Annotated in this window: 14 protein-coding genes; 5 read left to right on the top strand and 9 right to left on the bottom strand. The window is 67.0% G+C overall.

What is annotated here, in order from left to right; genetic code table 11:
* Position 1: 1 nt before the first annotated feature.
* The 3 genes from ACM6JT_RS08495 to ACM6JT_RS08485 form a co-directional block, all read right to left on the bottom strand.
* Positions 2–1,621, bottom strand: a complete 1,620-nt coding sequence (locus ACM6JT_RS08495) for a GMC family oxidoreductase (RefSeq protein ID WP_414856267.1) — start codon at positions 1,619–1,621, stop codon at positions 2–4.
* Positions 1,621–2,127 carry a sugar dehydrogenase complex small subunit gene (locus tag ACM6JT_RS08490; protein WP_175747632.1) on the bottom strand — a complete coding sequence of 169 codons (507 nt, stop codon included), beginning with the start codon at positions 2,125–2,127 and terminating at the stop codon, positions 1,621–1,623. The genes ACM6JT_RS08495 and ACM6JT_RS08490 overlap by 1 nt, the downstream gene beginning before the upstream one ends.
* A 336-nt stretch (positions 2,128–2,463) precedes the next feature.
* Positions 2,464–3,681 (bottom strand): RNA-guided endonuclease InsQ/TnpB family protein, encoded by a 1,218-nt coding sequence (locus ACM6JT_RS08485; protein ID WP_081938400.1) that lies wholly within the window; start codon positions 3,679–3,681, stop codon positions 2,464–2,466.
* A gap of 61 nt (positions 3,682–3,742) precedes the next feature.
* Between ACM6JT_RS08485 and ACM6JT_RS08480 the strand changes: the two genes are divergently transcribed.
* The 3 genes from ACM6JT_RS08480 (at position 3,743) to ACM6JT_RS08470 (ending at position 12,969) form a co-directional block, all read left to right on the top strand.
* A complete protein-coding gene (locus ACM6JT_RS08480; protein ID WP_414856266.1) occupies positions 3,743–9,778 on the top strand; it encodes an alpha-2-macroglobulin family protein in 6,036 nt (2,011 codons plus the stop codon).
* A 7-nt stretch (positions 9,779–9,785) separates the two neighbouring features.
* Positions 9,786–12,017, top strand: coding sequence for a penicillin-binding protein 1C (pbpC, locus tag ACM6JT_RS08475; protein WP_414856265.1), 2,232 nt, complete (start codon positions 9,786–9,788; stop codon positions 12,015–12,017).
* A gap of 259 nt (positions 12,018–12,276) precedes the next feature.
* Complete coding sequence (locus ACM6JT_RS08470) at positions 12,277–12,969, top strand: hypothetical protein (protein WP_414856264.1); 693 nt, start codon at positions 12,277–12,279, stop codon at positions 12,967–12,969.
* Between the two features lie 29 nt (positions 12,970–12,998).
* Here ACM6JT_RS08470 and ACM6JT_RS08465 read toward each other — a convergent pair whose 3' ends face one another.
* A complete protein-coding gene (locus tag ACM6JT_RS08465) occupies positions 12,999–13,520 on the bottom strand; it encodes a GNAT family N-acetyltransferase (RefSeq protein ID WP_105392392.1) in 522 nt (173 codons plus the stop codon).
* A gap of 92 nt (positions 13,521–13,612) precedes the next feature.
* Positions 13,613–14,860: a multidrug effflux MFS transporter gene (locus tag ACM6JT_RS08460; RefSeq protein WP_105392393.1), complete on the bottom strand. Its 1,248-nt coding sequence runs from the start codon at positions 14,858–14,860 to the stop codon at positions 13,613–13,615.
* A 375-nt stretch (positions 14,861–15,235) separates the two neighbouring features.
* Here ACM6JT_RS08460 and ACM6JT_RS08455 point away from each other — a divergent pair, with 375 nt between their 5' ends.
* A complete protein-coding gene (locus tag ACM6JT_RS08455; protein WP_407972216.1) occupies positions 15,236–16,111 on the top strand; it encodes an urea carboxylase-associated family protein in 876 nt (291 codons plus the stop codon).
* A gap of 61 nt (positions 16,112–16,172) precedes the next feature.
* Positions 16,173–16,847: a GntR family transcriptional regulator gene (locus ACM6JT_RS08450; RefSeq protein ID WP_407972215.1), complete on the top strand. Its 675-nt coding sequence runs from the start codon at positions 16,173–16,175 to the stop codon at positions 16,845–16,847.
* A 67-nt stretch (positions 16,848–16,914) separates the two neighbouring features.
* Here ACM6JT_RS08450 and ACM6JT_RS08445 read toward each other — a convergent pair whose 3' ends face one another.
* The 4 genes from ACM6JT_RS08445 to ACM6JT_RS08430 all read right to left on the bottom strand — a co-directional run bounded on the left by ACM6JT_RS08445 (position 16,915) and on the right by ACM6JT_RS08430 (position 21,193).
* The gene (locus ACM6JT_RS08445) at positions 16,915–17,313 is read right to left on the bottom strand and encodes an ectoine synthase (protein WP_414856263.1); all 399 of its coding nucleotides are present in this window, start codon (positions 17,311–17,313) and stop codon (positions 16,915–16,917) included.
* A 61-nt stretch (positions 17,314–17,374) separates the two neighbouring features.
* A complete protein-coding gene (locus ACM6JT_RS08440) occupies positions 17,375–18,715 on the bottom strand; it encodes an amidase family protein (RefSeq protein WP_414856262.1) in 1,341 nt (446 codons plus the stop codon).
* 30 nt (positions 18,716–18,745) lie between these two features.
* Positions 18,746–20,248 carry an amino acid ABC transporter permease/ATP-binding protein gene (locus ACM6JT_RS08435; protein ID WP_414856261.1) on the bottom strand — a complete coding sequence of 501 codons (1,503 nt, stop codon included), beginning with the start codon at positions 20,246–20,248 and terminating at the stop codon, positions 18,746–18,748.
* Between the two features lie 102 nt (positions 20,249–20,350).
* Entirely contained in the window at positions 20,351–21,193 is an 843-nt protein-coding gene (locus tag ACM6JT_RS08430; RefSeq protein WP_414856260.1) for an ABC transporter substrate-binding protein, read from the bottom strand.
* Positions 21,194–21,600: the final 407 nt, after the last annotated feature.

Here is a 21,600-nt window from a genome sequence, read left to right as displayed (position 1 = left end):
GTCAGACTTCCTTCTTCAGCGTGTCCGACATCCGCAGCGCGAGCGCCGCGATCGTCAGCGTCACGTTTACCGTACCGACGGTCGGCATCGTCGAGCTGCTCGAGATGAACAGATTCGGATGGTCGAACGTGCGGCAGTCCTTGTCGACGACCGAGTCGCGTGCATCCGCGCCCATGATCGTCGCGCCCGTGATGTGGTTGTTCGGCGCGAACTCGTCGTTGAAGACGACTTCGGTGCCGCCCAGCACCTTCGCGGCCGTCGCATAGACCTCGCGCGTGTGCACGGCGCCGCGCTTCACGTAGTCGTCGATCGCATACGTGATCTCGGGGCGCGGGATGCCGATCGCGTCGGTGGCCGTCTTGCTCGGCACGATGCGGTTCTCGGGTTGCGGCAGGATTTCATGGAAGCAGTCGAACTGCACGTAGCGCGCGGAACGTTCGCGGATCTGCGCGTCGAGCTCCTCGGGCTTCATCAGCTTGCCGCCCTTGAAGATCTTCTGCGTCTCCTGGTTGATGCGCGACATGTTCGACAGGTGGATCTTCTTCGCGGCTTCGGTCGCGCGGAACGGGCCGTCGCGGAAACCGATCAGCGACGTCATTTCCTGCGGGCCGCGGCCCGGCCACAGCTTCTCGTTCGCGTAGAACGACACGCCGGTGCCCGGGTGGTCCATCAGGTTGCGGCCGACCATGTCGGAGCTGTTCGCGACGCCGTTCGGGAAATCGCGGTTCGCCGACATCAGCAGGATCTTCGGCGTCTCGATGCCGTTCGCCGCAACCACGAAGTACTTGCCTTCGACGCGATGGTCGGCGCCGGACTTGTCCTTGTAGATCGCCGCGACGATGCGCTTGTTCGGGCCGGTTTCCAGCTTGTAGACGACCGCGTTCTCGATCAGCTTCGCACCGGCCTGCTCGGCCTTCTCGACGTGCACGATCCCGTTGTACATCGCGCCGATCGGGCAGATCGGCATGCAGTTGTTGTTCCCGCAACAGGTTGGCCGGCCGTCGTACGGGCGGCTGTTGCGCGCGACCGGCTCGGTCACCACGTGGAACTTCGGGTCGTAGCCGTTGAGCGCGCTCTTGATCGTCTGCTCGTTGAACGACAACGGCAGCGGCGGCATCGGGTACGGCTGCCTGCGCGGCGAGTACAGGTCTTCCTCGGGGCCCGGGCCCCACACGCCGAGCTCTTCCTCGGCGCGCTGGTAATAATGCTCGAGGTCGTCGTACTGGATCGGCCAGTCGCGGCCGACGCCGTACACGGTCTTCATCTTGAAGTCGTTCGGGATGAAGCGCCACGCGGACGCGGCCCAGTGCCACGTCGTGCCGCCCACCGCGCGGATGTACTGCGAGTTGAACTTGTGCTCGCCCTTCAGGACCAGGTAGTCGTTCGGCGGGCCGTATTCCGGATGCGGGGCCCACGGGCTCGACGGGTACGGCGCCATGAAATCGGTCTTGTCGGTCTGATTCCGAAAGCGCTCGACGATTTCCCAGCGCGGCATGCGCGGGCCGGCTTCCAGCAGGATCACCGACTTGCCCGCCATCGCGAGCTGGTGCGCCACGATCGCGCCTGCGACACCCGATCCGACGACGACGACGTCGGCCTTTTGCGTATCGGTATCGGCCATCAGGCTTGCCTCTCGATCGGTTTTTCGGCCCAGAAGCCGGGTTTGTTGGGGCAATACGAAGGGATCACGAGCGTATCGGATACGACGCTGAACATTAATGCTTCTTCGTAGGTAATCACGACGTTGTCGACGATGCCGAGATACCACGCTTCAAGAATCTTCAGCGCGAGCGCTTCCTGATCGGGATTCAGCGAGCCGGACGCGAGTGCGCCGGCGAGTTGCGGCAGGCTGTCGGCCGTCTTGAACGAGCCCTGCTGCAACGCCTGCAGGAAGCGCTGGCCGAGCACGCGGCTCAGCCCCTTCTTGCCGGTCAATGCTTCGGAGAGCGTCATGAACGTATCGAGCGGCGCGGTGCCGGGTGCATCGGCCAGGGCCCGCAACGCCAGCGAGCCCGTGAGGCCCGCCGCCGTCAGCGCCAGTGCGCCCTGCAGCCATTGACGCCGCGTGATGCCGGTTGCGGCTGCGTCGCCGTCGCGACGCGAGTGGGGGGTGTTGTCGTTGTGCATGTTTCCTTCTCTCGAACGCCGGATTCGGGAAAACCACGCTTGATATTTCTCAAACTTCGGCGCGGACCTGAAATGTACGCGCACAAATCGGATCGAACAATCTTTTTATAGTCCATTAAATGTTCCGCAATCCGAGACAATCGACATTTCGCTGCATTTTTGTGTCGTCGACGCGACAAATCTGCGACGGACGCACCGGTGTCGCATGCCGGCGACACACTGCGGCTGCGCGCGACGATGTGTGCGCATGACCGTCGGTTAGAATCGCGTGCATTGGCATCCTCCCTTCCCTCGGCCAGCCTGTGCTACGTAGCCGGGCATGAGATTCCTACGGTGCTATACGATGAGCCGTACAGCCACTTCGGTGGGTTCCTGCTTCACAGAGCGGCCCAACTGCACCCTCTCTCCACAGGCTGCAACGCGGTGCCCCCGCGCCAGCACATTGAGTGCACCGACCACGTCGGCGTGCTCCTCGAAACGACAATCGACACAAACAAACCGCGCTTGGGTCACTCGGCTGTCCCGCGAAATATAACCACAACGCGGACATGTCCGGCTCGTGTTCCGTGGTTGTACGGCGACAAGCCAACCCCCGCTCCACGTCAGCTTGTACTCCAATTGACGGCGGAACTCGAACCATCCTTGATCAAGAATGGATTTGTTTAGACCAGCCTTGCCCCTGACATTCCTGCCTGGTCTTGTGATACTGCCTGCCGCGGATCCCGACATGTTCTGCACCCGCAAGTCCTCGACACACACCATCGCGTGGTTCTGGCTGATTGTGGTCGTAACCTTGTGCAGAAAGTCGCGGCGAACATTGCCTATGCGGAAATGGAGGCGCTGAATTTTGGCTTTCGCCTTCTTCCAGTTGTTGCTGTACTTCGTTTTGCGGCTCAAAGACTGTTGAGCACGTCGTAATTGAGCCTCATGGCGTCGAAAGCTATTGACAGGGGGAACAAACGTGCCGTCACTGAATGTGGCGAATCGAGTAACGCCAACGTCGACCCCAATGGCACTGGTGGCCTGTGGCACCGGATTCTCAACTCGACACTCGGTTTGAACCGAAACAAACCATCTTCCCGCCCTAAGGGATACCGTGACGTGTCGCAGCTCGCCCAGTACATCTCGACTGTTGCGGTATCGAACCCAGCCCAGCTTCGGCAAAAAGATACGACTGTTGACCTGGTCCAGCTTGATCTGTTTGCGATCCGGGTAGCGGAAGCTGTCCCGACTCCCCTTTTTCTTGAAGCATGGGAACGCCGATCGTTTGGCGAAAAAATTTTTGTACGCTTGCTCTAAGTTTCTAAGCGAATGTTGCAAAGCATGAACTGGAGCATCCTTCAGCCAGCCTGTTTCCAGATCATTGCGCCATTCCGTGAGACGTTTGGCCATCGCCACATAGCCGATAAACTTGCCGCCTGCTTCATAGTTCTCTTTTTGCAGCGCCAGAGCCTTGTTGTAGACGAACCGACATGAACCAGCGTAGCAGCACATATCGCGCCGCTGCTCGTCGGTCGGCATCAGTTCGAACATGAAAGCCTGGAATCGTTGCATCCGGCCATTGTATCCTTACGCCGCAATCAAACAGAAAGCTTCCCTCCGAGGGCATCGAGCGATGAAGCAGCACGACAAACAGAACAAAGCGAAGCGAACCAACCACACCACACGGCTGCTCTGGCGCATCGGCGCCGTCGCGGCGCTCGGCGGTGCCGCGGCCCTGTCGCTGCATGCGCTCGCGGCGCGCACGGTGAGCGTGTCGCCGCAAGGTACCGTCACCGAAGTCCGGCAGACCGTCGTCAAGTTCGACGAACCGATGGTCGCGTTCGGCTCGGCATCCGCGCCGAATCCCGCGCGCGTGACCTGCAACGACTCGACCGCCGCGCGTGGCCAGGGTCACTGGCTCGACGACAAGACCTGGGTTTACGATTTCGAAAACGACCTGCCGCCCGGCGTGCGCTGCTCGGTCGCGCTCAACGACACGCTGCGCTCGGTCGCCGGCAATGCGGCCAGCGGCCCGCGCCGCTTCACGTTCCAGACGGGCGGCCCGTTCCCGGTGAACGTGCGCCCCGGCTCGCGCGAGATCGAGGAACGGCAGGTCTTCGTGATGAAGCTGAACGGCCCGGCCGAACCGCGCTCGGCGCTCGCGAACATCTGGTGCGAAGCGGCCGGCATCGGCAACCGCATTCCCGTCACGGCCGCCGACGACGATACGCGCAACGCACTACTCGACCATTTCGGGCTGAAGAAGGACGCCGCGCGCGTATTGACGCTGTCTTGCTCGCAGGCGCTGCCGGCGAGCGCCAAGATGCAGCTCGTGTACGGCAAGGGCGTCGCGAGCCCGAGCGGCATCGCGAACGAAACCGAACGACGCTTCGATTTCACCGTACGCGCGCCGTTCGCCGCGAGCTTCTCGTGCGAACGCGAGAACGCGAAGGCGCCCTGCACGCCGCTGCGCCCGCTCACGCTGTCGTTCAACGCGCCGATCTCGCGCAAGAACGCCGAGGCGATCAAGCTGCGCGGCTCCGACGGTTCGCTGTCGCCGACCTTCGCGGCCGACGACCGCAGCGAGGAAGTGACGACCGTCACGTTCAACCCGCCCCTGCCCGCGCAGGCCGCACTGACGATCGAACTGCCGTCGGGCCTGCGCGACGTGACCGACCGCTCGCTGTCCAACGCCGACCTGTTCCCGCTGGCGACGCGCACCGCGCCGATGCCGCCGCTCGCGAAATTCTCGTCGGGCACCTTCGGGATCGTCGAGCGCTTCGCCGAACCCGATACGCCGGCGCTCGTGCCCGTCACGCTGCGCAACGTCGAGGCCGACCTGCATATCGCCGGCCTCAACGCGGGCGGCGCGCAGTTCGCGAACCTGAAGGTCGAGAACGACACCGCGATCCGCCAGTGGATGCGCACCGTCGACCGCTTCGACAACTGGTCGATGACGGCCGGCTCGATCGACAGCCAGATTCCGGGCCTGCTCCAACGCAAGGGCCAGCACCCCGTCTACGTGCCGCTCCAGGCCGGCGAAAAGCAGCCCGCGCCGAAGGATCGCCGCATCGACGTGCGCTCGCTGTCGCTGCTCAAGGGCGAGCCCGGCGCGCAGGCGCTGACGCTGCCGCAGGCCGACCCGAAGACGCTGCGCCCGTTCGAGATCGTCGGCGTGCCGATCGACAAGCCCGGCTTCTACGTGCTCGAACTCGCGTCACCCGCGCTCGGCCGCTCGCTGCTCGCGAAGCCGTCGAGCATGTACGTGCGCACCACCGTGCTCGTCACGAACCTCGGCGTGCACCTGAAACAGGGCCGCGAGAACAACCTCGTGTGGGTCACGACGCTCGACAAGGGCAAGCCCGTGCCGAACGCGCAGATCCGCGTGTCGGACTGCAACGGCGATGAAATCGCCGCGGGCAAGACCGATGCGCAGGGCCTGCTGAAGATCGACGGGCAGTTCGAACCGAAGCACGAATGCCGCTCGTCCGAGCGTTTCGACGACTACTTCGTGTCGGCGCGCGTCGACGATCCGAAGACGGGCCCCGACATGGCGTTCGTCAGCTCGGGCTGGAACCGCGGGATCGAATCCTGGCGCTTCAACGTGCCGACCGACACCGACAGCGCGCCGACCGTGCGCGCGCATACAGTGTTCGACCGCACGCTGCTGCGCGCAGGCGAAACCGTGTCGATGAAGCATTTCATCCGTACCGAGACGCTGCAGAGCCTCGCGTTCCCGTCGCAATACCCGACGCGCGTGACGATCCGCCATCTCGGCACGGGCCAGACGTACAAGCTGCCGCTCACGTGGGCCGCCGATCACAGCGCGGACACGCAGTTCACGCTGCCGCCGGCCGCGAAGCTCGGCGAATACAGCGTCGAGCTCGAAGGCGGCCCGGAAGATGCGCCGACCGCCACCTACTACAGCGGCAGCTTCCGCGTCGAGACGTTCCGCCTGCCGGTGCTGAAGGGATCGATCGGCGCACGCGATGCGCAGAAGAGCCCGCTCGTCGCGGTGAAGGAAGCGCCGCTCGCGGTGCAGATCGACTACGTATCGGGCGGCGGCGCATCGAACCTGCCGGTGCAGGTGTCGGCGCTGATGAAGTGGGCGTCGCCGCCGTTCGCGGATCGCTTCGAGGACTTCAGCTTCACGCCGTATCGCGCCGACAAGAGCGACGGCAACGCCGACGACGATACGCAGGACGGCGACAACGCGTCGTCGTCGAACAACGATCCCGACGCGACCAAGCTGATCGCCGACAAGCTGCCGCTGACGCTCGACCGCAACGGCGCGGGCTCGGTCACGCTCAAGGGCCTGCCCGACGTCGACGCACCGAAGCGCATCGCGCTCGAAGCGACGTTCTCCGACCCGAACGGCGAAGTGCAGACGATCCGCGGCGACACGATCCTGTGGCCGGCCGCGGTGGTGGCCGGCATCAAGGCCGGCCGCTGGGTGTCGGTCGGCCAGCGCGTGCCCGTGCAGGCGCTCGCGGTCGACCTGCAGGGCAAGCCGCGCGCCTCGGTGCCGATCGAGATCAAGGGCGTCGCGCACATCACGACGTCGTCGCGCAAGCGGATGGTCGGCGGCTTCTATGCGTACGACAACAAGAGCGACACGCGCGATCTCGGCGTGCTGTGCTCGGGCAAGACCGACGACAAGGGCCGCATGGCCTGCGACGCGACGCTCGAACAGGCCGGCAACGTGCAGCTGATCGCGGTTGCGAAGGACGGCGACGGCCGCACGTCGAACGCATCGACGTCGGTGTGGGTCACGCGCGAGGACGAACTCTGGTTCGGCGGCGACAACACCGACCGGATCGACGTGATCCCGGAAAAGACATCGTACGAACCGGGCGAAACGGCCCGCTTCCAGGTGCGCATGCCGTTCCGCTACGCGACCGCGCTCGTCGCGGTCGAACGCGGCGGCGTGATGGAAACGCACATCGTCGAGCTGAACGGCAAGAACCCGACCGTCGACCTGAAGGTCGGCGAATCGTGGGGGCCGAACGTCTACGTGTCGGTGCTCGCACTGCGCGGCCGGATTCGCGAAGTGCCGTGGTACTCGTTCTTCACGTGGGGCTGGAAAGCGCCGGTCGAATGGGCGCGCGCATTCTGGCGCGAAGGCCGCCACTATGAGGCACCGACCGCGTTCGTCGACCTGTCGAAACCCGCGTTCCGCTACGGCCTCGGCGAGATCAAGGTCGGCACGGGCGTCCACCGTCTCGGCGTGACCGTGACGACCGACGCGACCCGCTACACGGTACGAAGCAAGGCGCAGGCGCACGTGAAGGTCACGCTGCCGAACGGCCAGCCCGCGCCGGCCGGCACGCAGATCGCGGTCGCGGCCGTCGACGAGGCGCTGCTCGAACTGATGCCGAACAACAGCTGGGACCTGCTCGACGCGATGCTGCGGCGGCGGGCATACGGCGTCGAGACGGCCACCGCGCAGATGGAAATCGTCGGCCGCCGCCACTTCGGCCGCAAGGCCGTGCCGGCCGGCGGCGGCGGCGGCAGCGCGCCGACGCGCGAGCTGTTCGACACGCTGCTGCTGTGGAACCCGCGCGTGACGCTCGACGCGAACGGCAGCGCGACCGTCGAGGTGCCGCTGAACGATGCGCTCACGCGCTTCAGGATCGTCGCGATCGCGGCGGTCGGCCCCGACCGTTTCGGCACCGGCAGCACGTCGATCCGCAGCACGCAGGATCTGCAGCTGATCTCCGGCCTGCCGCCGCTCGTGCGCGAAGGCGACGCGTTCCGCGCGCAGGTCACGCTGCGCAACACGACCGACCGCGCGATGCAGGTCGTCGTGACGCCGCGCGTGACGGGCCTCGACGTCGCGCCGCAAACCGTGTCGCTCGCGGCCAATACGGCGACCGAGGTCGCGTGGACGATCACCGTGCCCGAGCAGGCGCTCGACGCGGCCGGCGCGCTGAACTGGCGCATCGAAGCGGCCGAGCAAGGCGGCAAGCGCGCGTCCGACGCGCTGGCGGTCGCGCAGAAGGTCGTCCCTGCACTGCCGGTAACCGTGCAGCAGGCGACGCTCGCGCAGGTCGACGGCACGCTGACGGTGCCCGTGTCGGCCCCGGTCGGCGCCGTCAGCAACGCACAGGGCGCGCCGCGCGGCGGCATCGCCGTGTCGCTGCAGTCGAAGCTTGCCGACGGCCTGCCCGGCGTGCGCCGCTGGTTCGAGCGCTATCCGTACCGCTGCCTCGAACAGCAGGCGTCGCGCGCGATCGGCCTGCGCGACCCCGCGCAATGGCAGGCGCTGGTCGCACGCATGCCCGTCTATCTCGACAGCGACGGGCTCGCGAGCTACTTCCCGCCGTCGTCCGACGATTCGCACCACGGCAGCCCGACGCTGTCGTCGTACCTGCTCGTGCTGTCCGACGAGGCGAGCCGTGCCGACCCGCGCTTCGCGCTGCCGGAAGACCTGCGCACGCAGCTCGAAGCCGGGCTCGCGCGCTTCGTCGACGGCCGCCTCGAGCGCAACGCGTGGGCACCGCGCCAGGATCGCGACCTGCGCAAGCTCGCCGCGATCGAGGCGCTGTCGCGCTATGGTGCCGCGCAAGGCCGCATGCTCGGCTCGATCGAGATCGCGCCGAACCAGTGGCCGACGTCGGCGGTGATCGACTATCACGCGATCCTGACGCGCGTGAAGGACATCCCGCAGCGCGACGAGAAACGCGCGCAGGTCGAACAGATCCTGCGCGCGCGCCTCACGTACCAGGGCACGCAGCTCGTGTTCTCGACCGCGCGCGACGACGACCTGTGGTGGCTGATGACGAGCAACGAGACCAACGCCGCGCGTCTCGCGATGGAATTCGCGGGCGACCCGGCGTGGAAGGACGAGATGCCGCGCATCACGGCCGGCCTGCTCGCGCTGCAGCGCCAGGGCGCGTGGCAGACGACGACGTCGAACGCGCTCGGGCTGCTCGCGGTCGAGCGCTTCTCGCGCACCTACGAGAGCACGCCCGTCTCCGGCGCGACGAAGGTCGCGCTCGGCGGCAACGAGCGCTCGATCTCGTGGTCGCAGGCGCCGGCCCCGGCCGACACGCCTGCATCGGCCACCGCCGCGACCCGCGCCGCCACCGCGCGCAGCGTGCTGATGCCGTGGCCGCGCGCGTCGCAGGCGCCGGCCACGCTGTCCGTCACGCAGGAAGGCACGGGCCGCCCGTGGGCGACGGTCGAGAGCCTCGCGGCCGTGCCGCTGCGCTCGCCGTTCGCGGCCGGCTACCGGATCACGAAGACCGTCACGCCGGTGTCGCCCGCCGTCAAGGGCGTGCTGACGCGCGGCGACGTCGTGCGCGTGCATCTCGACATCGATGCGCAGAGCGACATGACGTGGGTCGTCGTCAACGATCCGATCCCGTCCGGCGCGACGATCCTCGGTTCGGGCCTCGGTCGCGATTCCGAAGCGGCAACGCAGGGCGAGAAGACTCCGGACGGCGCGTGGCCGGCGTTCATCGAGCGCGATTTCGACGGCTACCGCGCGTACTACGACTATTTGCCGAAGGGCAAATTCTCGGTCGAGTACACGGTGCGGCTGAACAACGTCGGCACGTTCGGCTTGCCGCCGACGCGCGTCGAGGCGCTGTACGCGCCGTCCGTGTACGGCCTGTGGCCGAACCCGCCGATGACCGTGAAGCCGGCCGACGCGGCCAAGCAGTGAGCGCGTGATGATCGATCGGGTTTTGCCGCGGCCGGCGCGTTTTGCCGGCCGCATATTCGTCGCCGTCGTGCTGGCCGCGCCGCTCGTCGCGCATGCGCTGCCGAGCTACGACGACGTGCGCCGCAACTGGCGCAGTTCCGACTGGGTGCTGCTCGCGCGCGACGGCACGCCGCTGCAGCGCACGCGCGTCGACCTCGCCGAACGGCGCGGCGACTGGGTGTCGCTCGCGGACGTATCGCCCGCGTTCCGCGAGGCGATCGTCGTCTCCGAGGACAAGCGCTTCTACGAACACAGCGGCGTCGACTGGCGCGGGATCGCCGGCGCCGCGTGGGGCAACCTGTGGAACGAGCGCACGCGCGGCGCGTCGACCGTGACGATGCAGCTCGCCGGGCTGCTCAGCGATTCGCCGCGCCGCTCGGGCCAGCGCTCGCTGCCGCAGAAGGCCACGCAGGCGATGAACGCGCTGCTGCTCGAACGCGGCTGGCGCAAGGACCAGATCCTCGAGGCGTACCTGAATCTCGTGCCGTTCCGCGGCGAGACGGTCGGGCTCGGCGCACTGTCGCAGGTACTGTTCGGCAAGGCGCCGTCGGGCCTCGACGCGCGCGAGGCCGCGATCGCGGCCGCACTCGTGCGCGCACCCAACGCGACGCCCGCGAAGGTCGCCGAGCGCGCATGCCGGATCCTGCGCGACATGCATGCCGAGCAGGCGTGCGCGTCGCTCGACGGCTACGTGCAGCTCGTCACTGCGCGCCCGGCCAACGCCATACGCGATGACGGCGCCGCCCTCGCCCCGCACTTCGCGCGGCGCATCGCGGCCGAGGTCAGGCCGGCAGCCGGCGCGCAGGTCCGCACGACGCTCGATGCACCGCTGCAGCGCTTCGCGCGCGACACGCTGATGCGCGCGCTGACCGAACTCAATGCGCCCGCGCACCGGCGCAACGTACAGGACGGTGCGGTCGTCGTGATCGACAACGCGACCGGCGAGATTCGCGCGTGGGTCGGATCGTCGGGCGCGTTGTCGAGCGCGCGCGACGTCGATGCCGTGCTCGCACCACGCCAGGCCGGCTCGACGCTCAAGCCGTTCCTTTATGCGCAGGCAATCGACGAAAAACGGCTGACCGCCGCGTCGCTGCTCGACGACGCGCCGATCAACCTCGCTGCCGGCGGCGGCCTGTACATTCCGCAGAACTACGACAAGGATTTCAAGGGCTGGGTAAGCGTGCGCAGCGCGCTCGGCGGCTCGCTGAACGTGCCGGCCGTGCGCACGCTCGTGCTCGTCACGCCGCACCGCTTCGTGCGCACGCTGACCGCGCTCGGCCTGCCGCTCGCGCAGGAAGGCGACTACTACGGTTTCAGCCTCGCGCTCGGGAGTGCCGACGTCACGCTGCTGTCGCTGACCAACGCGTATCGCGCACTCGCGAACGGCGGCGTCGCGCGCAAGGTCGTCGACCTGCCTGCGCCGGCGTCCGGCGCGTCGGCGCCCGCGCATGCGGACGGCGGCACGCGCGTGTTCAGCGAGGCGGCCAGCTTCGTCGTTACCGACATCCTCTCCGACAACAATGCGCGCGTACGCACGTTCGGCTTCGACAACCCGCTCGCGACGCGCTTCTTCTCGGCGGTCAAGACCGGTACGAGCAAGGACATGCGCGACAACTGGACGGTAGGCTTCACGTCGCGCTATACGGTCGGCGTGTGGGTCGGCAATGCGGACGGCTCGCCGATGTGGGACGTGTCGGGTGTCACGGGCGCGTCGCCCGTGTGGTCGGCCGTCGTCGGCTACCTGCACCGCGACCTGCCGAGCCGCGCGCCGCGCGCGCCGGCCGGCGTCGAGACGCGCCGCATCACGTTCGAGCGCGACATCGAACCTGCACGCAGCGAGTGGTTCATCGCGGGAACGGCGGTCGACACGATCCGGCTCGCCGCGCCCGTCACGCCGGGCAAGGACGGTGCGCGCGCGCCGCTGACGATCGGCGCGCCGACCGACGGCACGATCTTCGCGATCGACCCGGACATTCCGCCGAAGAATCAGCGGATCTGGTTCGAACGCTCGGCCGGGCGCGCCACGCGGTTCGCGTGGCGGCTCGACGACAAGGTGATCGGGCATGCCGACCGCGTCGCGTGGATGCCGTGGCCGGGCCGGCACCGGCTCGAACTCGTCGATGCGCGCGGCAACGTCGCGGATGCGATCAGCTTCGAGGTGCGCGGCGCGTTTGCGAAGACGGCTGCGCGCAAGCCTTGAGCGCGTGAGCCGGCTGCTCGCAGGCCGGCCGCGTTGCCGCAAGGCTCGCGCCGCTGAACTTCACGCCCGCCCCCTCGGGAGCGGCGCGCTCTCGTCGTTTTCAGTCGTCGCGCGACATAGGCCATTACGAAGGAAACTGAAAGGTTTCCGGCTGAACGGGCAAACGGGCGAGCAGCCGGCGGATCGGGAACCTAGAATATGAGCAGCGCCGTATTCCCGACGCCCACCGGTTGCCCCATTCTCCCGATTGCACGCGACCATGAACATTCGTCATGAACGCTTCACCCGCCCCGCGCTGCGCACACTCTGCGTCGCAACGCTCGCGACGCTCCAGGCCTGCAACGGCGACGCCTGCTTCGGCGTGGATGTCTGCTTCAACAACAACAACACGCAAACCGTCTCGCTGTCCGGCACGGCCGCCACGGGCAACGCGCTCGCGAGCGCGCCGGTGGCGGTCAGTTGCGCGGCAGGCTCCGCGACGACGCTGACGGACGGCGGCGGCAACTACCGTGTGACGGTCAACGCCGCGCTGCCGTGCGTCATCACCGTGACATCGGGCGGCACGAGCCTGCATTCGCTCGCATACGCGGGCGGCACCTTCAACACGACACCCGAGACCGAACTGATACTGGTCTATCTCGCGGCACAGCTCGGCACGAATACGGCCGGGCTGATCGGCAATTTCCAAGGCAATCTGCACTTCCAGCAGGTGATGGGCAGCCCGAACGCCGTGCAGGCCGCGCAATCGGCCGTCGTGACGAACCTGCAGCAGCGGTATGCGGTCACGCTGACGACGCCGGCGTTCCTGACCACGTCGTTCGTGGTCGGGCAACCGGGCGTCGACAGCGATCTCGGTGCGCTGGCCAAAGCGGGCGCGATCGATTCGAATGGATTGCTGGATCCGGTTGCCGTTTCGCTACTGACGCAGGCCGGCGCCGCGCATCCGCTGTAGGCGGCCTGCGGCGCGCAAGGAACCGAACGTCAGGCGCCCGCTTCGTTCTCGTCGTCGGCCAGCAGCGCCCACCGTTCGTGGTCGCGCCATTCGCCGCCGATGCGCAGATAGCGCGGCGAAAAACCCTCTTTCCGGAAACCGAGCCGCCGAACCAGCGCGATCGACGCGTGGTTGCCGGGCTGGATGTTCGCTTCGAGCCGATGCAGCCCGAGTTCACCGAACGCGATGCCGATCGTCGCGCGCAACGCGTCCGTCATCAGCCCCTTGCGGCTGAAATCCACCATCCCGTAGTACCCGAGATAAGCGCTCTGAAACACGCCGCCGACGATCTCGTTGAGGTTCACCACACCGACCACCGTCCCGGACGCCCGCTCCCGCGCGACGAGGCCGATATTCGGCCCCGTCAGACAGCGGGCGAACCACTGGTCGAATCCTGCCTGATCGGTGAACGAGTCGACCCACGGCAGATGGTAGCTCCGGCTCGCGCGGTTGGCAGCGATCAGGTCGGCGGCGTCGGATCGGGCGACACGGTTCAGCAGGATCAGGCTCATGATTCGGTCGGATGCGGTGTGTTGCGCAAGCGGTCCGGCAAGCGAGGCTGTTCTCCCCCGTCGCCATCGCTCGCGATCGATCAACGAAACGCCTACGCCGCCTCCCCACTCCCGCACACGACGGTCGCGGCCTGCTGCTGCGTCAGGTACCGCAGCAGCTTCGTCACCATCCATACGACGATGAACGACAGCGCGACGAAAAACACCGCGAGCGGCGTCAGCACGTGGATCGACACGAACCCGGCCAGCCCCATCATCGCGGACGACACGAGCAGCAGCGCGCACCCGAGGATCGCGCTCGTCAGCCCCGCGATATGCGGAAACAGCGAATTGCCCTTGGCCATCAGCGTCGGATACATCGCGCCCGCGCAGAAACCCATCACCAGCACCGGCGTCGCGAGCGTCCACACGCGCAGGCCGACGGTCAGCGCCAGCACCAGCATCGCGACCGACGCACCCGCCATCACGCGTGCACCGATGCGCAGCCGTTGCTCGGCGCTCGGCAGCCCGCGCCCGTGAATCCGGTTCGACAGCCCGCCGAGGAAATACATCAGGCCGATGCCGAGCGCGAGATAGCCGAAGAAGGTCGGCGGCTTGTGCAGCGTGGTCTGCACCATGAACGGCCCGACGATGTTGAACACGAGCAGGATGCTGTAGCACAGCCCCTGCGCGAGGAAGCAGCTCTGGAACACCGGGCTCGCCAGCACCTTGCCCGCGTTCGCGATCAGCGTGCGCGGCTCGAGATGCACCGGTTTCGGCAAGGTCTCTCGATAGCGCCACAGCAGCGCCCACATCACCAGCGAATAGACGAGCAGGAACACGAGGCAGGCGCGCCAGCCGAACCATTCCTGAAGGTGCGCACCGATCACCGGCGCGACGATCGGCGCGAGCCCCCACGCGATCGACATGTACGTGAACGCATGCATCAGCGCCTGGCCGGAGAACGAATCGGTGATGATCGCCTTCGCGAGCAGGTTGGTGGTCGCGATCCCGAAACCCTGCAGGCAGCGCGCCAGCACGAACGTCTCCAGGTTCTGCGCGCCGAGCGACAGCAGGCAGCCGATCGTGTAGATCACGAGCCCGAACGCGAGCACGCGCTTGCGCCCGTACGCGTCGGCGATCGGGCCGAAGATGAGCTGGCCGAGCGCGTAGGCCGCCATGTAGCCGGACACGCTCGACTGGATCGCCTGCGGCGTCGTCGCGAACGAACGCGCCATGTCGGGCAGCGCGGGCACGTAGATGTCTATCGCAAGCTGGCCCGCGGACGCGAACAGGCAGATCAGGAACAGCAGGAAGCGCGGCGAATTCGACTCGCGCGCGGAAGTGAGCGTGGCGTTCATGACGACTGGGAAGGATTCGGGCGGCGGCGACGCGGCGCGACCCGCGTGTTCGCATTGAGAACACGCGTGCGCAGCGTGCCGGGTTGCATATTGTGCCTGTTGTTACGGCAACCGATGCGATTCCCATGGCGCGGGCGAGGTTGAACGTCCATCGGGGCATGCCCGGATCCGGACACACTCGCCGATCCGCCCGCGCATTCGTCCGCCGCCCCCGTATTTTCCACCGATTGACACACCTCCCCGCCTTCGCCCTATACTCCCCGCAGCGCCACAAATTGTTGAACAATCCAACATGCTCGTTGACGCCTGACCGGCCACCGACAAGGATTCCGGCCGGATATCCACGTCTGCAAATTTCCCCGAGAGCACCGTGCCATGTCGAACTATCCCGCCGCCTATCAGGTCACCAAAGGCTCCGTCCTGAACGTCGACCGGTCCTTTTACTCCGCGATCGCGCAACACAAGGACGCGCGGCAGCGCATCGAATCGCACGTCGTGCCGATTCGCAGCGGCTTCGCGTGGACGGTGCCGGCCGGCCACGTGTTTCGCATCGTCACGCTGGAAGGCCCGCAGGTCGCCGACTTCAACATGTGGAACCTGCACAATCCGCGCGAGCGCATGTGGGCATCGCGCACGCGCCAGCTGCAGGCCGCCCACGTGACGACGTTCGACCGCATCTGGTCGACGCTGCCCTACCTGCGCCCGATGGTCACGATCACCGACGACACGCTCGCCGGTTATGGCGTCGACGGCGACGGCGGCCGCGTGCACGACCTGCTCGGGACGCGCTGCGATCCGTACGTCAACAAGCTGCTGACCGGCGAGGATTTCCATTTCCACTGCCACTCGAACCTCGTGCGCGCGGTCGCGCCGCACGGGCTGACGGAATTCGACGTGCACGACGTGCTGAACGTGTTCCAGTGCACGGGCCTGAACGACGACGACAAATACTTCATGAAGGCCTGCCCCGCGCAGGCGGGCGACTATCTCGAGTTCTTCGCCGAGATCGACCTGCTGTGCGCGATGTCCACGTGTCCGGGCGGCGACCTGTCGGTGCCGATGTGGGGCCCCGACGCGCGCGACCCGATCGACGTGTGCCGGCCGCTCGGCGTCGAGGTATATCGGCTCGATCCGGGCCTGCTGGAAGGCTGGTCGTCGCCGCCCGTCGCGCCGTACAAGGGCCAGCACGGGATGCAGCCGCCGCAGGCAGACTGGCAGCACGAAGACCGCATGACAAAGCCCGTAGAATGACGCAACGCCGCCGGCCGGCCATGCCGGCGGCATACGATCAGGAGAGGAGCAAACGAACAGCATGCCAAGCGAAAAAGCGCGGGGACAATCGGTCGCCGACCGGATCAGCCATCAACTGCGCGAACACATCATCAGCGGCAAGCTGCCGCCCGGCACGGCGCTGATCGAGATGGACCTCGCCGCCGAATACGATACGTCGCGCAACTCGCTTCGCGAAGTCCTGCACCAGCTCGGCCGCGAAGGGCTCGTCACGTTCGTGCGGCACAAGGGTGTCGTCGTACGCACGCTCAATCGCCAGGACGTGCGCGATCTCTATGTCGCGCGCCGCACGCTCGAACTGCATGCGCTGAACACGGCCGAACTCGCGCAGCCGGCGCTGCTCGAGAAAATGCAGACGGCCATCGGCGCCGCCGAGCGCGAACTCGCCAAAGAGAACTGGCAGGCCGTCGGCACGCACAGCCTGCGGTTTCACCAGCATATCGTCGCACTGCAGAAGTCGGCGCTGCTCGACGAGTTCTTCCGCACCATCTCGGCGCAGCTGCGCCTCGTATTCGCGGCCGATCCCGACGAGAAGCGCGTGCAGACGGCCGACTGGATCCAGCGCGAATACCGGATCTACGAACTGCTCACGCAGAACCGTCGCAGCGAAGCCGTCACCACGCTCGCACGCTATCTCGACGATTCCGAGCGGATGCTGCTCGACGCGATCAGGCGCAGCCAGCGCGACGCGGCCTGAGCCGAAGCCCTGCCTCCCGCGTGCGCGCCGCGCAACGCGGCACGCACGAATCCAGCACCGAACGCTGTCACGCTTCCTCGCCCGCCGGCAGCGCGTAGCTGCCGTCGTCACGATGCGTCTCGCGCCCCGTCAGCGGCGGATTGAACACGCACACGAGATGCAGATCGCCGCGCGTCGCCCGCAGGATGTGCACGTCGTTCAGGTTCAGCGCATAGATCGTGCCGGGCGTGATCCGGTGCACCTTGCCGGTCGCCGTTTCGACGACTTCCCCTTCGCCCGCCACGCAGTAGTTGGTTTCGAAGTGATGCTTGTAGTGCAGATGCAACTCCGCGCCTTCCTGCACGCGCGTCTCGTGAACGGAATAGCCGACGCCGTCCTGCTTGACGATCATGCGCTTGCTGTCCCAGCCCGGGCCGTGCGCGTGGCGTTCGGTATGGGCGATATCGGCCGATCTTACGACAATCATGAGCATCTCTGAATAATGACAACAAGAAATGGCAAGGCGATGCTTGCCGCCTGAAATCGGTTCATTCGGAGCCGGCCAATGCACGTTCGACCAGCACCGCCGCATCGAGCAGCCGCGCGTCGTCGCCGCGGCGGCCCGTCAGCAGCAGGCCGATCGGCTGCTTCCGTCGACGGTCGCCCGGCACGCTGATGCTCGGCAGGTCCAGCCGGTTCGCAAATTCGGTCAGACGGAACGCGCGTGCGTTCGCCGCGAGATACGTGGCCTCGTGGGCCAGATCGGCAATGCGCGGCGGCAGCATCGGCACCGTCGGCGTCAGTACCGCATGCGCATCGCCGAGTTCCGCGTGGTACGCATCGGCCAGTACCGCCAGGCGCAACAGCGCAGCCGCGTAGTCGTGCGCGCGCACGTGCTCGCCGGACGCGATGCGCGGGCCGACGAGCGGATCGTAGCGATCCGCGCCCGTTTCCAGCAGCGTGCGATGCAGCATGAACGCTTCCGCCGCGATGATGCCTCCCGCCCGCGCGACGGCGCCGGCCTCGACCGCACAATCGAGCCGCTTGCGCTCGACGCGCGCGCCCTGTGCGGACAGCCGCGATAGCCACGTGTCGAATGCCTGTCCGACGGCCGGGTCGACGTCGTCCGTCGCGAAGCGCTCGGGGACGATGAAATGCAGGTCCTTGATGCCCGCCGGCACGGGCCGGCCGGCGGCGCGGTCATGCAGCACCGCATCGACCCGCCGGCACATGCGAGCCGTTGCCGCGAGGATTCCCGGCACGTCGAACGTCGTCGACAGGAAACGCATGCCCGCATCGGGATAACGACCGCGCGACGGCTTGAAGCCGGCCACGCCGCAGAACGCGGCCGGAATGCGCGCCGAGCCGCTCGTGTCCGAGCCGATCGACAAATCGGCCGCGCCGAGCGCCACCGACACCGCCGCGCCCGAACTCGATCCGCCGGCCACGCGCTCGCGTCGCGCATCGAGCGGCGTCGCGGGCGTGCCGTATGCGCGGTTCACGCCGAGCGCGCCGTACGCGAACTCGGTCATTGCGGTTTGCGCAATTCGCACCACGCCGGCGCGACGCAGCGCCGTCACGAGCGCGGCATCGGTTCGCGCAGGCGGGTCGCCGGCCAGCACGCGTGAGCCGGCGTGCGTGACCCAGCCTTCGCAGGCGAAACACGCCTTGACCGTCAGCACCGCGCCGGCCAGCGGCACGGCGGACACGGCGCGGCGTGCCGCTGCATCCGCTGCACGCGCATCGTCCAGCGCCGCGTCGTCGCGCCGCGCGAGCCATGCCGTCCCGATGTCGTCGGGATGCGCATCGGCACGCGCGAGGCAGGCGCGCAGCCGCTCGACGCACGCATGCCCGTTCGCATCGGGATGCGGGAAATCAGGGGCGTCCATCGTCGTTCCTCACCGATCGTTCATTGCGGTTCACGCGAAATGAACGTGCCGCAGAAAGTCCTTCACGCGCGTATCGGCGCTGGCGCGAATCCGCTCGGGCGGCACGTCGTACAGGATGCGGCCGTTCTCCATGAAGACGATCCGGTCGGACACCTTGAACGCAAAGTGCATCTCGTGCGTCACGATGATCATCGTCATCCCCTCCTTCGCGAGCGTCTCGACCACTTTCAGCACTTCGCCGACGAGCTCCGGATCGAGCGCCGACGTCGGCTCGTCGAACAGCATGATCGACGGCCGCGTGGCGAGCGCCCGCGCGATCGCCACACGCTGCTGCTGGCCGCCCGACAGCTGATGCGGGTACTTGTTCGCGTGGTCGAGCATCCCGACTTTCGACAGCAGCGACAGTGCCTGCAGCCGGATCGCCTCCGTATCCGCCTGCCGGTGATAGCACGGCGCCATCATCACGTTCTGCAACGCCGTGCGATGCGGGAACAGGTTGAAGCTCTGGAACACCATGCCGATGTCGAGGATCCGGTCGTACGGCACGCGCGGCGGATGCGCGCCCGACGCACGAATGAACGGTTCGCCGTACAGATCGATCTCGCCCGCGTTCACCGGCGCGAGTCCGTTGACGGTGCGGATCAGCGACGTCTTGCCCGAACCCGACGGCCCGATGATCGATACGACCTGCCCCGGCGCGACATCGAGGTGGATATCCTTCAGCACTTCGTGGCGACCGTAGCGTTGCTGGATGCCTTTCAGCCGCAACGCAAATTCGGCGCTCGCGCGCGGCCGCGGCGCAACCGCCGGTGTCGCCGGCGGCAGCGCGAGGGTCGCGGGGCCGGCCTGGGCCGGCGTGCGGAGGCTCACGTCGAGGTGCCGTTCGAGATAACCGAGCAGCCGGCTGAACACCGTGACGATCAGCACGTAATAGAACGCGACGGCCAGCATCGTTTCGAACACGAGGAAGTTCTGCGTGTACAGCCGCTGCCCGACGAGCAGGATCTCGGCGAGCGAGATCACCGACACGAGCGACGTCAGTTTCACGATCGTGATGAATTCGTTCGCGAGCGCGGGCAGCGCGACGCGAATCGCCTGCGGCATCACGATCATCCGCTGGATACCCGTGAAGCGGATGCCGAGCGCGCGGCCGGCTTCGAGCTGCCCGCGCGGCACGGACAGGATCCCGCCGCGATGGATCTCCGCGAAATAGGCGGTCTCGCTCAACACCATCGCGATCAGGCCGGCCGTGAATGGATCGGACAGCACCGCGCTGGTGGCGGGAAACACCTGCGGCAGGTTGTAGATGAACACCAGCAGCACGAGCAGCGGCAGACTCCGGAAGAACCAGATGTACACGCTCGCGGCGCGCTTCAGCAGCGCATGGTGCGACTGTCTCGCGAGCGCCACCGGGAAGCCGAGCAACACGCCGAGTAACCAGGCGGATACGCTGAGCTTCACGACGACGACGCAGGCGCGCCAGAAATCCCTGTCCCACAAGAGTTGCAACGCGTAGTGCCAATCGAACTGCATCGAAGACTCCTCAACCGCGAATAGGTGATGCAAGCGCCCGGTGCGGGTCGCGCGTCCGGGCGGGCAAGCGCGCCGGCATGGCGCACGGTTGCCGCTTCGCGACTACTTCGCCGTGCCGAGCGCGTTCGCGACGTCGGCATTGGTCGGCACCTGCAACCCGTACTTCTTCACGAGGCTGTCGTACTCGCCGCTGTGCTTCGCGTCGTCCAGCGCCCCCTCCAGCGCGCGCAGCAGGCCCGCGTCACCCTTCGCCACACCGAGGCCGATGACGATCGGGTACAGCAGCGCCGTCGAGCTGAGCTCGACACGTTCGTTCGTCTGCTTCGGAATGCCCTGCGCGACGGCCGCATCCTCGATCTGCACGTCGACGGCCTTCGACATCAGCGCGGACGTCGCTTCCGGCGAGGTCGGAAACTCGAGCAGCGCAATCTCGCCGCGACCGGCCGCCTTGCAGGTGTCCTGCGAGACCACCCGCAGCGTCGGCGTCCACGACGCGCCCTTAATCGTGCCGACGCGCTTGCCGCACAGGTCCTGCGGCGTTTTCGGCAGGTATGTGCCGCCCTTCGCGACAAGCAGCGACGCGCCCGTCTTCAGATACGGCACGAAATCGACCTGCTTCAGGCGATCGGGCGTCACGTAGAGCGCCGACGCGACGACGTCGAAGCGGCGCGCCTTCATCCCGAGGATCAAGTCGGGGAAGCGCGTGTCGAGGAACACAGGCTCGAGCTTCAGGTGACGCGCGAGCAGCCGCGAAAACTCGGCGTCGAAGCCGGCCGGCTTGCCGCCATCCAGATACGCGTAAGGCGGATACGTCAAGTCGGAGCCGACCAGGAGCGTGCCGGGCCGTACCGTCTGCAGCGATGCCGCCGACGCGAACGAGCACGCGAAAGCCAGCGGCACAAGCGCGCCGCCGAGAAAACGTCGAAACGAGAACTGACCGGGCATTGCGTGGCTCCTGAGGTTTTTCGGCTCCTGCGTATAGACGTCGCAACGCCTCCCGCGCACCGCCACATGCGGCTTTGCGAGATTTTTCACCGAAAATTGTTGAACAATTTCGGCCGATTCTGACCAGTAAAAATTGATAACTGAATCCGGGTTTACGCGAGAAACGACGTCGCCGTGCGCGCATCGTCCGCGCACGCATGCGCCGTCGTCCGGTGCCGGACGCGAGTTTCAGGACGGGGAGAAATGAACGGGAGAAGGCGGCGATCCGCTGGGATCACCGCCGAGGTGCGCGCGCCCATTGCGGGCGCAACGATTTCTGCAACGCAGCCGAGATGAAAGCCGACTCGTCAGCCGGCATACGCGGCGCGCATCGACTGCATGGACCGGCAGAATGACGCACCGGGCCA

Origin of the sequence: Burkholderia sp. IT-111MI5, assembly GCF_949752865.1 — a bacterium.
Classification (GTDB): domain Bacteria; phylum Pseudomonadota; class Gammaproteobacteria; order Burkholderiales; family Burkholderiaceae; genus Burkholderia; species Burkholderia pyrrocinia_C.
This window is presented reverse-complemented; position numbering and strand designations above follow the sequence as displayed.

Coding starts and splice junctions, on each gene's coding strand:
- ACM6JT_RS08495 (WP_414856267.1), bottom strand. CDS start 1,621: ATGGCCGATACCGATACGCAAAAGGCCGACGTCGTCGTCGTCGGATCG.
- ACM6JT_RS08490 (WP_175747632.1), bottom strand. CDS start 2,127: ATGCACAACGACAACACCCCCCACTCGCGTCGCGACGGCGACGCAGCC.
- ACM6JT_RS08485 (WP_081938400.1), bottom strand. CDS start 3,681: ATGCAACGATTCCAGGCTTTCATGTTCGAACTGATGCCGACCGACGAG.
- ACM6JT_RS08480 (WP_414856266.1), top strand. CDS start 3,743: ATGAAGCAGCACGACAAACAGAACAAAGCGAAGCGAACCAACCACACC.
- pbpC (WP_414856265.1), top strand. CDS start 9,786: ATGATCGATCGGGTTTTGCCGCGGCCGGCGCGTTTTGCCGGCCGCATA.
- ACM6JT_RS08470 (WP_414856264.1), top strand. CDS start 12,277: ATGAACATTCGTCATGAACGCTTCACCCGCCCCGCGCTGCGCACACTC.
- ACM6JT_RS08465 (WP_105392392.1), bottom strand. CDS start 13,520: ATGAGCCTGATCCTGCTGAACCGTGTCGCCCGATCCGACGCCGCCGAC.
- ACM6JT_RS08460 (WP_105392393.1), bottom strand. CDS start 14,860: ATGAACGCCACGCTCACTTCCGCGCGCGAGTCGAATTCGCCGCGCTTC.
- ACM6JT_RS08455 (WP_407972216.1), top strand. CDS start 15,236: ATGTCGAACTATCCCGCCGCCTATCAGGTCACCAAAGGCTCCGTCCTG.
- ACM6JT_RS08450 (WP_407972215.1), top strand. CDS start 16,173: ATGCCAAGCGAAAAAGCGCGGGGACAATCGGTCGCCGACCGGATCAGC.
- ACM6JT_RS08445 (WP_414856263.1), bottom strand. CDS start 17,313: ATGATTGTCGTAAGATCGGCCGATATCGCCCATACCGAACGCCACGCG.
- ACM6JT_RS08440 (WP_414856262.1), bottom strand. CDS start 18,715: ATGGACGCCCCTGATTTCCCGCATCCCGATGCGAACGGGCATGCGTGC.
- ACM6JT_RS08435 (WP_414856261.1), bottom strand. CDS start 20,248: ATGCAGTTCGATTGGCACTACGCGTTGCAACTCTTGTGGGACAGGGAT.
- ACM6JT_RS08430 (WP_414856260.1), bottom strand. CDS start 21,193: ATGCCCGGTCAGTTCTCGTTTCGACGTTTTCTCGGCGGCGCGCTTGTG.